The organism is Flavobacterium sp. Sd200, assembly GCF_009826935.1.
In the GTDB taxonomy this organism is placed as follows: domain Bacteria; phylum Bacteroidota; class Bacteroidia; order Flavobacteriales; family Flavobacteriaceae; genus Flavobacterium.
This window is the reverse complement of the sequence record NZ_WUMN01000003.1, coordinates 24,654-40,812: the sequence shown is the minus strand read 5'-3', so window position 1 is coordinate 40,812 and position 16,159 is coordinate 24,654. Positions and strand designations below refer to the sequence as shown.

At 40.0% G+C, this 16,159-nt stretch carries 10 protein-coding genes, 1 tRNA gene and 1 pseudogene; 3 read left to right on the top strand and 9 right to left on the bottom strand.

All coding sequences use genetic code 11. From position 1 onward, the window contains the following. Window positions 1–336: 336 nt before the first annotated feature. Together GR160_RS09490 and GR160_RS09485 are read left to right on the top strand one after the other, a co-directional pair. A tRNA-Ser gene (locus GR160_RS09490) sits at window positions 337–421 on the top strand. A 124-nt stretch (window positions 422–545) separates the two neighbouring features. Beyond that, window positions 546–935, top strand: coding sequence for a hypothetical protein (locus GR160_RS09485; RefSeq protein WP_160749643.1), 390 nt, complete (start codon window positions 546–548; stop codon window positions 933–935). Between the two features lie 391 nt (window positions 936–1,326). On the opposite strand, the gene GR160_RS09480 is transcribed toward GR160_RS09485, so the two are convergent. The 8 genes and pseudogenes from GR160_RS09480 to GR160_RS09450 form a co-directional block, all read right to left on the bottom strand. Beyond that, window positions 1,327–1,686: an SMI1/KNR4 family protein gene (locus tag GR160_RS09480; protein ID WP_160749642.1), complete on the bottom strand. Its 360-nt coding sequence runs from the start codon at window positions 1,684–1,686 to the stop codon at window positions 1,327–1,329. A gap of 5 nt (window positions 1,687–1,691) precedes the next feature. Next, complete coding sequence (locus GR160_RS09475; protein WP_237421200.1) at window positions 1,692–2,468, bottom strand: hypothetical protein; 777 nt, start codon at window positions 2,466–2,468, stop codon at window positions 1,692–1,694. A 9-nt stretch (window positions 2,469–2,477) separates the two neighbouring features. Further along, a pseudogene (locus tag GR160_RS19395) lies at window positions 2,478–2,642 on the bottom strand (RHS repeat-associated core domain-containing protein); the annotation flags it as partial. 155 nt (window positions 2,643–2,797) lie between these two features. Beyond that, entirely contained in the window at window positions 2,798–3,307 is a 510-nt protein-coding gene (locus GR160_RS09470; RefSeq protein ID WP_160749640.1) for a hypothetical protein, read from the bottom strand. A gap of 10 nt (window positions 3,308–3,317) precedes the next feature. Beyond that, complete coding sequence (locus GR160_RS09465; RefSeq protein ID WP_160749639.1) at window positions 3,318–6,899, bottom strand: DUF6443 domain-containing protein; 3,582 nt, start codon at window positions 6,897–6,899, stop codon at window positions 3,318–3,320. Between the two features lie 12 nt (window positions 6,900–6,911). Further along, complete coding sequence (locus GR160_RS09460; RefSeq protein ID WP_160749638.1) at window positions 6,912–10,232, bottom strand: hypothetical protein; 3,321 nt, start codon at window positions 10,230–10,232, stop codon at window positions 6,912–6,914. Window positions 10,233–10,286: 54 nt separating this feature from the next. Then, window positions 10,287–11,903 (bottom strand): T9SS type A sorting domain-containing protein, encoded by a 1,617-nt coding sequence (locus tag GR160_RS09455; RefSeq protein ID WP_160749637.1) that lies wholly within the window; start codon window positions 11,901–11,903, stop codon window positions 10,287–10,289. Window positions 11,904–12,479: 576 nt separating this feature from the next. Then, on the bottom strand, window positions 12,480–12,887 hold the full coding sequence (locus GR160_RS09450; RefSeq protein WP_202390756.1) for a Fur family transcriptional regulator: 408 nt from the start codon (window positions 12,885–12,887) through the stop codon (window positions 12,480–12,482). A gap of 83 nt (window positions 12,888–12,970) precedes the next feature. On the opposite strand from GR160_RS09450, the gene GR160_RS09445 reads away from it, so the two are divergent. Beyond that, complete coding sequence (locus GR160_RS09445) at window positions 12,971–13,879, top strand: NAD(P)/FAD-dependent oxidoreductase (protein WP_160749636.1); 909 nt, start codon at window positions 12,971–12,973, stop codon at window positions 13,877–13,879. 74 nt (window positions 13,880–13,953) lie between these two features. Here the strand turns inward: GR160_RS09445 and GR160_RS09440 are convergent, their stop codons facing one another. Next, window positions 13,954–15,990, bottom strand: coding sequence for a M13 family metallopeptidase (locus GR160_RS09440; RefSeq protein WP_160749635.1), 2,037 nt, complete (start codon window positions 15,988–15,990; stop codon window positions 13,954–13,956). Window positions 15,991–16,159: the final 169 nt, after the last annotated feature.

Genomic DNA, 16,159 nt, shown 5'->3' with positions numbered 1-16,159 from the left:
CAAGGTTTAAACGGCTAAAATACAATTTTTAATTGAAAAAAAAAGTTACTGTATTTACAACCATGGTAATGTGCTTTTTTATACCGATGAAAAGCGACAGTCAGCATATTTAAAACTAAAAAAATCTTTACCATTGCCACTTTACAGCTATAAACCCAGGCTTTTTCGAACAAAACATAACTAAGAGACTATTTTTATCGATTTGTAAAAACAAACATATCAAACACTTAAACACAAATGAAAAAATAATTTAAATTTTTACCGAAATTATTTTTGGACAACAACAAAAAGTGTCTATATTTGCAACCGCAATGAGCAAATGTATTTGCTCATACAGGAGGAATGGCAGAGTGGTCGATTGCGGCAGTCTTGAAAACTGTTGACTGTAACAGGTCCGGGGGTTCGAATCCCTCTTCCTCCGCAAAATCCCTTATAATCTAAAGATTGTAAGGGATTTTTTTATTTTAATAATTTTCACAACAGAAATAAAAGAAGAGATAAACATCAAAAGTTGTGAGATTTCTATCTTCATTTTTTTCCTAAATATGATGAAAAAAAAGAAAGCATTTTACACTGCTTACATACCTGTTTTTTTACTGGGAATATTTTATGTCTATAAAATGGATCAACTAGCAGAGAACAATAGAAAATTAGCCCCTGAAATATGTTTTGAAAAAGGCCTTGAAGAGTTAATAGTTAAAACAATATCTTTTGAAAGAAATAATCTGTATTTTAATGACACGCTGTATAATTCTGAGGGCATAAGTAGTTACACAAGAGTTAAGAGTAAAAACACTGTAGAAGAATTAAGTGATATAAAATCACCTTTTAAAATAAAAAAGAAATCTAACAATGATACTCTTGAATTTTATAAAAACGGCAAACTTTATTACATACTGTTAACTGAAGAAATTAATTTTTCTCAAGACAATTAAGCATAAAAACACACTTTTTACATCTTATCAAAAGCAAAAATGGATTAACCGCATTATAGCCAGTATCAATTTATAAGGCATTTAATTCAAAAGTCAAGGCTTAATTATAAACAACAATCTCACCCGTTTCCAGGGAGATTATTGTTTATAGTCCTAGTTAGCCAGCAACTTTATAACTGGCATAGAAAACCATCACAAGCGCAACGCACCCATTTTAGTTAATGACTTTGGATTAGTTGGTACGGTCTTAAAGGAATTGGTGCTCTTAGTAATAATGCTTATGGGTTATTAAGTGTTTCAGAGAAATAAAGCAACTCGAAGGCTGCTTTACATATCTTAGAGCTTGTTTAAATATATTTATTTGATAACACTTAATCTGAAATAACTCCTATTAATTGAATAACTCAAGAAGTGTTTCACAGATAAATAAAACATCTTCGTTTGACATACCAATAAACGGCATTTGATAAATGTTTCCAGTAAGTTTTTGTATGCAATATGCTTCATTTCCTCCATCAGAACCGAAAATAAAATATTCGGGTGCATACTCATTGACTTTATATTGAGTGTTCAATTCTAATAAATCATCTAATTTCCATAACACTATGTAGCTTCCACTATCTGTATAAATTTCAGCACTATTAGTTTCTTTGTAAAACTCTAAAAAATCTAAGGGTAATTTAAAATCAATGCTTTCAGTGAAATTCCGTATCGAATCAATAAATAAAGTTCCTTTTTTTATAATTTTCATATATATTATTTTTTTGTTGCATTTCGCATTAAAGCATTCCAGAAATTAGTATACTGTATATGTTGTTGAGGGGTTAAAAATAACTTATTTGATATATCAGTTGGATTACCATTAAATATAACAGACTGTATTTCATGTATTTGTAAACTTTCAAAGGCTGATGGGTTACTTGCTCTTAAAGTTCTATTTGCACTATTTGCTGCCTGTCTAGCTGCCGAATATTCAACTCCTTCTAGTAATCTAAAAGGGCCATTTGGCTTTGGTCCACCTGCTGGATATCCATGCCTGTCTAAAACTGAAAAAGTACCTTCGACAAATTCTTCTTCAGCTTTAGCAATCGTTGAAGGGGCAGCACTACTTACGCCATAACCGCCTGTTATGAAATTAAATAACTCTTCTCTATGAGCGTTCGCTATAGTTTGATATAAATAAGCATTTATACCATCTTTTTTATAAACATCTAAGGCTTCAGCTTGCTTCGTTACTTGGCCTCCACTAAAAATATCTCCAGCTAATATAGGGTCAAAAGTCCATGTTCCTTCTTCAGCTGTTACACTACTTTTGCTTCCTGAGCCAAACCATCCCTTAACAGTATTTACAGTTCTTTTAAACCATGAAATTCCGCCACCGCCTCCATCATTATTGCTTGCAGAAGATTTACCTGGATCGTTATGCCCGCCAATATTACCATGCATTCGCTTGAAAGCGGCTTCTTGTGTCGCTGCACTTGGCTTTCCATCCCAATCCGAAAAAGACCAATCCGGTGTTGCTTCTGCTTTCATCCCATCAGGGTCTACAAACACAACTGGGTTGTTATAACAATAGTTGTAAGGTGTCCATCGTCTGCTCGTTTCAGCCAGTGGGTCAATATTCATCCATCTGCCCAGTGCAGGGTCATAATTCCGTGCACCGTAGTCGTACATATCAAGCCCCAGCTCGTGCTGCAGCTCCTTGCCGTTGTACTTATACTATAAAGAGGCTATCTTTTTGAGATAGCCCCTTTAAATTATTTATCATTGATAAATACTCTATCCCAGCATGTTATAAATATAAATTCTCATATCACTAACTTTGAAACACTACCGACTGCGGCAACAATATCAATAAATTCTCACTCATAATCCGGATAATTAATTGGGTATTTATTTCCCTTGACAAGTTCTAAAATCCCATGCGGATTAAATACAAGTCCTATGAAACTGTTTTGATTTTCTCCTTCAAGTTTTCCAACTATATTAAAATCCTTGCTATTAATATGCCAAACATGCCAGTTATCAGATTTCCTAATAGGCTTGTCGCCAACTTTAGTACCATAGTCTTTGGTACTTCGAAATAAAATTTTTTCAGGAGATCCAATGTTCTCACTACTACTTTCTTTCGTCCATAGATTTAATTTCAAGCCAAAATCGGTAGCGCAGTGAGCATAAAATAACACGTCATCATTTATAATTTCATCTATTGTTGGGCTGTTGTCTAAGGGGAAAATGTGATTAAAACATCGAACAACATCACTATTTAATTGTAATACATCATACGCAATTAACTGCATATATCTCTTCTCTTTTTCATTTATTGGGACAGAGAATATGTCGCCAATTTTTGTTTTTAATCTTTTTGCCATATTTTAGTTGCTAAGGTGTTACCCCATATTGTACCCATTTTGAAGGGGCTATAGAATTAATTTTATTTAAAAGATTAGGTAAGCCATGTTGATTAATTACATTTTGTTCCCAAACTCTAGCTTGTGTCTTAGTTAAACTTGTAGCTCCTTGGATAATTTCAAAATCTAAAGCAGATTTAGGAGTACCACTAGCCGCATGTTCAGCAAACCGAACAGCAGCATCTCGACTTGTAATACCAACATATTGAACTTTACCCGCAGCGTCAAAGCCTTGATAAACTACGTGGCTTCCTTCCTCAACAGCGACAATTGCCTCCTCTGCCTCGACAACAGCGACAATTGCTTCCTGTCCTGTCGCTTCCAATACAGCTACCGTTTCTGTTGCCAAAGCCATACTACCAAGTTCAACCACTACTTCAATCGCAATTTCTGGTATTATAATTGACGCAAGAAAACTACCGTAAAGATTCCCGTTCTTTTCATCATTTTTATGAAATTCCTTGTAGAATTGCATATTATTCTGATTAGAGGCGAATGACTTATAATTCTCTAAATATTTCTCTCCAAAAAATGCTTTTCCTAAGTCAAAAGTAGGCAACCATGAAATATTTGCCGAGCTTGAAGATTTTGAACGTGTTGCAGTAATAACAACTTCTTTAAGGTTACCAGCATCAATTGGCTCATCATCTCCAGGCCCATCAGCAAACATACCATCAATGTCTATAAAATAGACCGGATTATTCATGGTGTATGCATATGGACTATATGGAACATATCTTGATGCCAGCGGGTCAATATTCATCCACCTGCCCAGTGCAGGGTCATAATTACGTGCGCCGTAGTCATACATATTAAGCCCCAACTCGTCCTGCAGCTCCTTACCATTGTACTTATAGTTATGCATCAGCTTGCCCTGAGTACTTAAAGGCGGGTACAAAACAATAGACCCTTCGATCTCTTTGTACTCCAAATAATCCATGTTGTAGTTAAGATGCCTTAACCCAAACGGATAATAATGGCTCTCCTCCTTAATCTTAAGCCCTCCCGGATCGCTCTTTAACGGTGGTGTGTAGGCATAATTCATACGTACATTGCCCAAATGGTCTTTGTACTGGTACACATAATTATAGGAACCACCAGTGCCTACTGCCGTAAAATCTACATAGCCCTCGGCCGTTGGAAAAAACTGCAATACATTATTCTTGTACTGGAAGCCACTCAGGTAGTCTACAACAACAGTATTTGCGCCATCAACAACCGTCTTTTTAAGCTTAACACCCGCTGCATTGTAAAGGTAGGTAATTTTTCTACTGCTGTTGTTGTTAAAAATAATCTCAACCGGAAGGTTAAGGTGGTTGTACTTAATGCTTGTAATACCTTTATTCAGGTCGGTAAGCATGTTGCCGTTGCCGTCATAGGTATACTCTGTGCCGTTAGGACTGCTCGCCAGGTCATTAAAACCCTGCGGGCTACCGGAATTATCCACGACCTTTGTAAGCTGGTTGCTGCCCGTAGGATAGGTAAGCTCCAAAGCATCGATCTGTACAATGGTGTTAGGGTCGTCTACCCCTCCATTGCGGTAAATCCTTGTAATATTGCCGTTACTATCATATTGCAGCGATTCGTTGTAGCTCTCCGTTACCGGAACATTATCGTTTGGCTTTTGGTAGATGGCATCCCTCAGGCGGTTGGCACTGTCATAAGCATAGCTGTATTTGCGCAGTACGTTATCCTGCGAGCTTATCCACTGCGTTTCCGATATGTTGCCGTTATATAGTTCTTTAACCCTGTTATTCAGATTGCCATTAATAGTGTTGTAGCTTATCCTGTAGGCAAACAAATCCTCCGGATACAAAGTCTCCGCTTCAAGATCCTCCACATCATTTATATCTGTAAGCCAACCCCGGATGTTGTATTTATAATCTACCTTTTGGTAAGTGCCTAAAGAGTTACCTAATACAAGCGCACCACCTACATTTTTAGACACTAACTGACCTAATTCATTGTATGTGTTGGTCGAAAGCTTTTGCCCATCCAAACTGTTTATCTGGTGGGTGTGCCCTAACAGCCTGTCCTGATCACTGTACTCAAAACTTTCAGTTATAGTCAGTGCAGTATCTGTACTGCCTTTTTTAAACTGCGTTTTAGTATACTGCACTTTGCCTGTAAAATCAAGCTTGCTGTCTACCTGTGTATACCCACCCAAATAATTAGTTGCTTTGGTGCGCAATGCCCTGCCCCTGTAGTCATAATAGGTGTAGGTGGTTTCCCCTGCTGTAGAAGATGCTCCTTCTAAAGCACGTACCCAACTGCCCGTTAAAAGACCTTTGGTATTTAACGATACCTGTGCACCCTCTACCTGTGTACTGCTTGTTGGCCTCTCGGCTGTGGGCAGCCACAAGTAATCATCATAATAATTTACCGTAAGCAATCTAAATACCGTAGACAACCCTGTTGGGGGCGTGTAATTGACAGGTATATTATTTATAGTCCCGCTACCCCGCACTGCATAAACAGGCACACCATTGTTAAGGTTCTGTAAGGTTGACCGTGTTATAGCATTTACCGTAAAATAGTACCATCCTGTAAAAGCCACCCTGCCAAAGGCATCATAGTAGGTGCGAAGCCAGCCCTGCTCGGCAGACGTTGCAGTACTCCCTCCAAAAGGTATTAAAGTAGGCCCGGTGAGCATTACCCTGTCCTGGCTGTCATATACAATAAACTCCCATTGCTTGCCCGGTAGCTTTTTTTCAACAAGGCGGTTGCGCTTGTCGTACTTATACTGGTAGCACAAATCCTCCAGATAGGTAATTTCCCCTTGGGCCTTGGGCGGCAGTACGTAGGTTAGGTTGCCAAACTCGTCATACACATAATAAGTATCTGCTTTAATCCCATCTATATATGTTCTCTTTAAAACTACCTGTCCGTCTTTGTTCTTAAATTCTTCGGTAGTATGGTTCGTTCCGCTGGTCCAGTTCTCATCTTTAGTAACTGTTTTATACAACTGCCCTGCAGTATAGTAGTCTAAGCCTGTAGCCGAAAATGATATATTATAAATACTCCGGCTCTGAAACCACTCTGCATGGGCTTTAAACTTTTTAACTTCATTAGTTCCGTTAACCTGATGGCTTAACTTAATGGTCTTGTCATTATCATCGCCCAGGTTTCCTTTCCATGGAGCACCGGGTGCACTTTGCTTAAGCACCCTGCCAAGCGGTGAAGGCTCCAAAAAGCTTTGGGAGTATGCAATTGAATCATTGAATTTAGTTACATAGTAGTTGACAGTATTTGTACGGGCAGCACCATCAAATTCTAATGTAGCCCTGTCGGTAGGATATGGCAGGTATTTCTTTACCTGCCTGCCATAAGAGTCGTACTCAATATGGGTGATGATATCCATGCCACTGGCATTCATCTTTCCGGCAACCTGCTGTATGGGTCTGCCAAGCCCGTCATAATACGTTACGCTTTCGTGAGGTGGCAATGTATTTGTCGTATCCCGATAGATTATTGTCTTCACATAATTCTGGTCTTGAGACTGCGCTATTGCCAAAACAGGCAACAGCAGTAGTAGGTATATAAACTTTTTCATAAGGTGCTGCTGTTATTCTTCTCTGTAATGGTATTTGGTCTCTGATAGTGTCCTGAAATTGTCGTCCGGGTCTTTCTCTTTTACAAACTGCAACCTTCCGAATGAATCATAGGTGTAATAGAGCGAGTAGCCTTTAGGGTCGGTAACATTGGTAACACCAACCAAAGGCTTATAGCCATAGGTAGTTACCATTGCATTAGGCAACAGTGTGCGAATATTGGCAGGAACCGTTAACCACTGCTTAACAGCCACTTCGTCAGTGCCCAAAGCAGCCATTACACTGTCAAAATCTGCATTTTCTATCATGGCAATAGGATACTTACCGTTATATCCCCACAGATAGCTTACATTGATACCTGATTCTTTTCTTACCTGAAGCACATTGCCGTTTGTGTGGTCTATCTTTACATATTGTATGCGGTTCTCACTATCAGCGGTGCCTTTGGCTGTTTTAATAAATTCAGGTGCCAAGAGGGTATCGTTCCATTTTCTATAGACGGTCTCCTGTTCGGAGAGTTTTATGCCATCCCTAAACTTTTGGGTAACCAGTGGCACCTGCATGTTTTTTGTTGCCAGATCACCTGCACGAGGCTTGGTTGACATCTCCGGGTCGGTAGGATAAAAATATTTAGTTGCCACGGTACCATCGCTCGTAGTGCTCGTCTGTTCAGCTAAATTGTAATGATTCTCATAGTCGTAAGTATAGTCCGTAGTGGTTACAAACTCTCCTCCGTTGTCTAAATAATCAGTGGTGGTACTTCTTAAAAGATCCATCGCACCGCCTACCTGGTGATAAACTTTGTACATCAATATATGGGCATTTGGTGCAGGTGCTGCACAAAAACGGATTAACGGAAGGCGGAACAACGTCCTGTTTTTTACATATTCAGTATTAGCGCAATATATAGGCATCCCTCCCGATCCGGGTGCAGGACAGTCTTCTAATCCATCTTCCAATAAATTTTTATAATATATTGACCGGAACAGGGAAACGTCGGGATACTCGTTCTCCGTTTTTTTGATCATGCTGAACGAACCGTTAGGATTGCTTTTATAGGCCGTTACAGTCAACGGTTTGCCCCTGAGCCATTCATTATCTGTGGGAGGATGGTAAGGGAAGGTATAATACAACCCCGTATCAGGTGTCATGGTAAAAGTATGTACAGTTTTACCTAAAGTATTGCTGCCCTCGCCGATATATTCGGTAACGGTACCATAACCCAGTGCTTGCTCCTGATAAGTAGCAAAATTTGCTCCCGGCACATTACCCTCCGGCTCGAATGTGGTCCACTCTTGCCCATAAATTGTAGTAACAACTTGTTCTATAGAACGAAAATTTGGAAGTCCAAACAGCTCCCCACTTGACTTTCCGGTAGCCGGATCGTTGTAGCTATAAGTCATTGTTTTGCCTAAATGATCTTCAGAATCCCAATATTCTATTTTCCTGATTCTTTTTCCTGCGGCATAAATAGGGTCGGTATCAGAAACTAAGGATTCAAGCCACTTTATATTAACCCTAAAAGTCTCTACATCGGCCGGGTAGCCATCGCTATCAACAATTCCGGTATGCTCCAGGTCATCCAAGGGATTATGGTTACTATTTCTTGGTGTTACCTCTAAAACATAAGTTCCAGGCCCTAACCCAGGAATATTCCTCCTTTGAGTAGATCCGGTTTGGTACAATACATGGGAATGCCCATTACCAGTCACCGTAATATTAAATCTGCATTGATTTGTATTGGATAGACTACCATTTGACCCGACACCACAACCTCTTGGATCATCAATATCAACCATGTAACTCGGAAGCCCTACTGCATTTTCAGGAATTATAAATGTTTTTTTGTAAGTATTGTTTACATAAACTCCTGGAAAGGCATCAGTATTATATTCCATACTCGTTATACCTACAATATTTGTTGTGTATGGATTGGTATCCGTAAAAAATATGTTACTCGGCAAATGGTTGAATACCTTGTTGTGTTCGTAGTGAAACTTCGTATGCCCCCCGTCCGGGTATATGATTTTTTCCAGCATTCCCGCCTTTGACATAATGGTGTCTACATTTCTTCCTCCATACTCATTGGTCTCGCCTGGGTTTTTAAGACAAAATCCGTTATTCTTACCGTTATAATATCCCCAAATATCCTGCGAATTGGAATGCCTGTTGGGTAGCGGGATTGCATTGTATACAAATTGGTGCGGAGGCAAAGAATTCCCTGACGCATCCTTAACCTGTACAGTTTTTAGGTACATACGCTTCTTAGCCCATGTATCGATACTCCTTAGAAAAGGATGTATCTGGGCATCATCGTTTGCAACAACATATTCGTGGGTAAACTCCACCTGCTTGATGATCACATTATTGATATCCCGAAGGATGATCTTTTTAAGGCGGCCGCCTCCGTTTATATCTTCCCTTGGTTCGTATTCAAACAAAACACTGCCCTTATCAAAATCTATTCTCTTATGCCTGTCTTGGTTACTTCCCACCCTACTTACATAGCTTCTGTATCCGGAAGGTGATGCCCCCGGGACAAACTTGTCATAAGATCTACGCCAAAAATTTAGTGTTTCCCTCTCGTATGTAAATGTGATTTCCGGCCCCTGTTGGGTTTTAATCTTTGATAGGTGCCAGGTGCTGGCAACAAGAGGATTGGCTGCACCTCCACTAATTATAGTATAATTAGTACCTATTTCTGATAATTCCCTTCCTTCATAGGATTGTTCAATATCACCTCCACTTAATGAAGCGCTAAAATCATAGAAATTCCCTTTATCATCGGTTACCGAGCCCAAACTCACCTTAATATTACTGAATTGTTGCACCACCGGCTTTCCATCCGTGTAGTCCAGTATGAATTTACCACTTATACCATTCGCATTAAAATAGTACTGGTCAGGTATTTCATCTGCTCTAATATCACGCCTACCTGTAGCAAACCATTCTTGGCGTCTCTTATCCTGATCATAAAATATATTATCATAGTCCATCTCATATCCAGGTTGTTCATCCGGCTCATCCCTGACCTGCCTTGAGATCATTCCGCCACAGTTCAGTGTCCACCCCAATCCTACACGTGAAGCTATCTCGGCTATTTTTATGCCACGGGCATGGTAGCTGATACTTATTGGAACGGTTACACCACCTGATTCTATTTCAAATAAAGGTATCGATATATTGGGCACTCCTGTGTACAACGATACCGGTACTTCGGTAAATTCAAACACGGATGATGCTTCCGGTGAGGGCGGTGCTATGTTGGGCATGTCTTGCCCATAACACACAGCTTGTATTATAAATGCTATGAGTAAATATTTAATTGAATTCATGGGTATTGGTTTATTGGTTGGCCTGTATATTTTCATTTTTTATGCTGTTGTATTCTATTTTGCACCTTTCATCACTTTAACCGAGTCGGTGCCTTTGTCGGTCTTTACCTCCACGATGTAAACACCTTCAGGGTAAGACCCCATTTCAAGGGGGATGGTGCGTGTGGTTACCGGAAAGCTTTGCAGCTGCCTGCCCGATAGGTCAAACAACGAGACCGTGCCGCTGTTAAATTCAAAGCCCACAATAATGTTGGTAAACTGCCCAGCAGGGTTGGGTATGGCCTCAAGCTGTGTCTTGCGCCTTTCAGGCTTTTCCTTTTCCTTGTCCAGTAACTTTACCACCCAAAAGTCGTTCGAGCCCTTGCCGCTGTTCTTATCCCTCGAAATATCCCCTTTGGAGGTACCTGCCAATAGATAACCACCATCTCGGGTCTCGATGAGTTTTTTTAATTTGTCCTCGCCATTGCTGCCAATAGTCCTGCGCCACAATTCTTCACCATCATGGGCTATTTTTATGGCTACATAATCGTTGATGTCTTTCTTATCCTTTTTAGTGGTTCCCATAACCTCGGTCTGCGCATAGCCGCCTATCAAAAATGTACCATCGCTGTTCTCTACCAATGAGGTTAAAAGGTCTACCTTGCCTGTATTGTAGGTTTCCTGCCAAAGTACTTCTCCTTTTTCGTCAAGTCTCAATATCCAGTAGTCCGTGCCTTTCTTATTCGCCTTGTTTTTGTTGCCTGTGGTAGACGATGCCGAATTACCCCCAACAATGTAACCGCCTCCTTTTAATTCGCTGACAACATACAGGTGGTCGTCTTCCTCGCCGCCAAATACCCTTTGCCATTCGGTAGCACCGTCTTTGTCCAGTTTAAGTATCCAGTAGTCACCTGCACCATAGCCCTGCTCTTCTTTATCTTGTGAAGCAGGTGAATTGGAATACCCACCAACAATATACCCTCCGTCTGAGGTGGTTTCTATGCTTTCCAATACATCGGAATATTTGCCGCCAAGGGTGCGCTGCCATGTTACAGTGCCTTTATCGTCGAGCTTTACGATCCAGAAGTCAAGGCCGCCACGGGAGTTTTCTTTTTTACCGTAAGGGTCGTTTCCGTTCTTAAGTAAAATATGGCTGATAGGGGAAGATGATGTGCCGCCAATGATGTAGCCGCCATCTGCCGTAGGGGCAATGCTTTTTACGATATCCTGGCCACCGCCTCCAAGGGTCTTTTGCCACTCTTCGCCTCCTTTGGCATTGAGCTTTACGATCCAGAAGTCTTCGCGCCCACGGCATGAATCTTTCTTTTGAAGGCCTGTGGGTGATTCTGATGTGCCTGCAAGGATAAAGCCGCCATCACGCGTGTTGCGGATGCTGTACAAAAGGTCTGGACCCGAACCGCCAAGGCTCTTCTGCCATTCAAAATCGCCTTTCTCATCCATCTTCCATATCCAGTAATCAAGGTCGCCTGCATTGTCGTCGGTCTTATTGCCGTTCTTGCCCGAGAGCGAACTGCCTGCCAGGATAAATCCATAATCTGCCGTGGGTTGTGCATCAAGGAGGTATTCGGCCTGTTTGCCACCATAAGAACGCTCCCATAGAATGTCCTGGGCACTAAGCATACTGCAACAACAGCACAATAGTGCCGTCACCGAAAGTGTTTTTGAAATCATAATATTTATTGTTGGTTGAAAAAAGGGGCTATATCTTTTGCTCAAATTTATTTAAGACTTTTTTAACAAAATTAAGGCTTTCCTTATTTAGCAATAAAAATTTTATATTTATAAAAAACTCACAAACAGACACTTATCTTATTAAAACAGAAAAGTTAGCGATTAGCCATATTCTTATATCAAGGCAAGAACAGGCTTAAAATTGATTAGTTGAAATAAGCTATAAATCTACCTCATCTAAAAACGACGTTAAACCATAGTGCCTCCTTAAATCGAGTAAAAATCGATTTAAGGAGGCACTATGGTCGAAGATTTTTACTCGATTTAATAATAGGAAATTGATGAATTTCCAGAAAAGACTCAGTAGGATATTACAATAAAGCTTACATTAAAAAGCACTATTGATATTGAATATTAGAATAAATTATTTTACAGGAATAACTGGATAGGATGCTTTATATTTAATGAAAGCATCCTATTAATAATGTAGCAGATATAATAATATTCGACGCTTTAAAGCATTACTCATCTTGCTCCACACGCCTTAAGAATCTAATTTCAAACATATAACCCTAACTAACTACACTCCTTGCACGTTCCTGTAAGCACACAGTTTACACTTTCCACATTATAGCCCACACCTAACGAAAAATGCACAGGCACAGGCAAACATTCAATAGTTTGGCATTTTGTGCAACGAAAATGAAAATGATGGGCAGCCCGCTCCTTATCTTCGCACTTTATACAAACAGCAAAATACTGCTTGCCGTCTTCAGCAACAATTTTGTGCAATACACCGTCCTCGCAAAAGCGATTTAATATTCTGTAAATCGTGGCACGGTCTATATCTACATCTATTTTTTTGCCTATAGCTTCGTGGCTCATGGCTTTTTTAGACTGGATCAATACATTCAAAACAGCCTCCTGCGTTTGCGTGCTCCTGCGTTTAATTTCTGCATCATTTCTTTCAAACAAAGTTAGCATAAAAAACATTTATTAATGCAACAATGTCGCATTAATAAATGTTTCATTACTTTTGATACCTCAACAACATACAAATCTGTACAATGACACCTGACACCAACTTCGACGTAATCATTATAGGCGGCAGCTATTCCGGGCTGTCAGCAGCTATGGCATTAGGCCGTTCCTTGAGAACCGTTTTAATAATAGACAGCGGTTCTCCATGCAATCAGCCAACACCGCGCTCCCACAACTTTATTACGCACGACGGAGAAACTCCTGCCAACATTGCACAAAAAGCAAGAGAGCAGGTTTTAAAATATGATACCATACAATTGCATAACGGCCTGGCAATTAGCGGTACAAAATCAGATCGTGGTTTTGAGGTTACAACACAAAGTGGTATGACTTTTTATTCTAAAAAGCTACTATTTGCAACAGGAATAAAAGATATAATGCCAAACATACAAGGTTTTGCAGATTGTTGGGGTATTACTGCCATACATTGCCCCTATTGCCATGGTTATGAGTTTCGAAAAAAAAGGACCGGTATCATGGTAAATGGCGAAAGAGCCATGCATCTGGCTTCTTTAGTTAACAACCTATCCAATGATATTACCATATTTACTCAAAGCCATGCAAACTTTGACCAGGAACAACTAACAAGGCTAAAAAAACACAATATCAGCATTGTCGAAAATCAAATTGCAGCATTGGAGCACGAAAACGGGCGACTTAAAAATGTAATTTTAGATAATGGCAGTAAAATGAACTTCGAAGCCATTTATGCAGCACTGCCGTTTGTACAGCATTCAGATATTCCTGTACAATTGGGTTGTGAACTTACCGAACAAGGATATATTAGAACCGACGGATTCCAAAAAACTACAGTTAAGGGAATATTTGCCTGTGGCGATAACTCCGTAATGATGCGATCAGTCTCAAATGCTGTGGCAACCGGGAGTCTTGCCGGAGCAATGATTAACAAAGAACTTACAGAGGAACAGTTTTAAAAACAATTCGGGGCATTTATAAGTCTTTGGCTAAAACTTACAAATGCCCCGAATTTTATATTACTTTATATCTTCTACCAAATAACCACCCTTAAACTATCGGGCTGGCGCATACTGCTTCCCTGCTTGATCGAGAATGCCTCATAGAACTCTGGCATGTTGGCAAGCGGTCCATTTATTCTGTATTGTGCCGGAGCATGCACATCGGTCATTATTTGTTGCGACAGTGCCTCTTTTTTAATATTAACCATCCATGCATAGGCATAGGCTAAAAAGTAACGCTGCTGCGGAGTAAATCCGCTGATCTTTTGGTTCTCTTTAAATTGTGGTGTTTTTTTAAATGCTTCATAGCCCATAACAACACCGCCAAGATCGGCAATGTTTTCTCCCTGGGTAGCATCTCCGTTTACAAACTTGCCCGGCAAAGCTTCAAATTTATTAAACTGATCTACAATAAGTTTTGTTTTAGCATTAAAGCGCGCAAGGTCTTCGGGTGTCCACCAGTTATTAAGATTGCCTTTATCGTCATACTGCGCACCCTGATCATCAAACCCATGTGTAATTTCATGCCCAAAAACAGATCCTCCTATAATGCCATATAAAATTGCATCATCCGGCAGACGGCCCTCAAACCCAGGCACAACAATGTTGCAGGCTGGTACAACAATTTCGTTATTGCTTGGATTGTAATAAGCATTATAGGTTTGCGGCGTCATGCTCCACTCTGTACGATCAACAGGCTTACCATATTTAGCGATCATATACCTGTAATGCCACTTGGCCACCTCTATGACATTGCCACAATAAGAATGGCCAACTGTAACACTGCTCATATCTTTCCATTTGTCAGGATACCCCACCTTCATTATTATCCTACTTAGTTTCTGTAAAGCTTTTTTCTTAGTAGGTTCACTCATCCAGTCTAAATTTTTAATACGTTCAGCATAGACTTCCCTAATATTGTTTCCAATTTCAACGAGCTTTTCTTTTGTACCTTTTGGTAAATAGTCTTTTACATACACCTGCCCTATAAGCTCGCCAAGCATACTGTTTGTTTCTTCAACAACCCTTTTCCAACGGGGCCTTTGTTTTGTAACCCCGCCCATAACGGTACTGTAAAAATGAAAATTCTCATCGGCAACAGCTTCATTAAGGTAAGGCGCATAGCTGTTAACCAAATTAAACTTAAGGTAGGTTTTAAGATCATTTAAAGGAACAGTCTTTACCATTTTGTTAAGGGCTGCAAAATATTCGGGTTGTCCAACAATAACAGTATCAACCTTTGTCACACCCATTTCCGGTAGCAGTTTACCCCAGTTCATATCGGGTGTGGAAGCATTAAATGCTGCAAGTGTAACTTTATTGTAGTTTTTAATAGGGTCACGCAACTCCTCCAGCTTTCGCGAAGATGATGCAAGTGCCGTTTCCAGCTTCATTATATTAGCGGCCCCTGTATTAGCAGCGTTTGTATCCTCTCCTATTATCTTTAAGACGGCCGCAACATATTTTACATATTCAGCACGTATGTTCACTGCCTCGGCATCATCATTAAAATAATAATCACGGTTACCTATACCTAAACGTGCCTGCGAAAAGAATGCTGCATGTTTAGTGCTTATCTTATCGTCCTGTCCAATATAAAAACCATACAAAGGCGATGTTCCTACAGTGTGCAAATAGGCAACAGTTTGCATTAAAGATGGCACATCCTTAACAGCATCTATGCGTTGCATAAACCCGGCAAGTGGTTTGAGCCCTTCTTTTTCTATAGCAATAGTGTCGAGCCCGGAAGCATAAAAGTCTCCTATCTTTTGCTCGTTACTACCTTTAGCAGCATTTTTATTACCGGCAGCTTTCTCGCAAATAGCTTTTACCTGTGCATTAACAGTATCTGCAATTGTCCTGAAAATACCATTGCTGCGCTCACTATCAGGAATTGGATGATGTTTAAACCAGCCGCCATTGGCATACATAAAAAAATTATCGGAAGGATTTACGGTAGTATCGCGGTTAGTGACCAGCGGATCCGGATATTGGGTTTCTTTTTCAGAACAACCTATAATTAATAAGGCCGACGCCGCCATTAAGAACGGCCTAAAAGCTATTTGCATACAACAGTTTTGTTAGTTTTTTGTTAAGCCAAAGATATTGTTTTAATTTGAATTGACCTGACTTACATTGAACTCAACATCCTGTGCTGTAAATTAAAAAGATCCGTAAGGCAATGCCTCACGGATCTTTTGTATAGAACAAAAATCCAATTTAATCCGTAATTCTAAA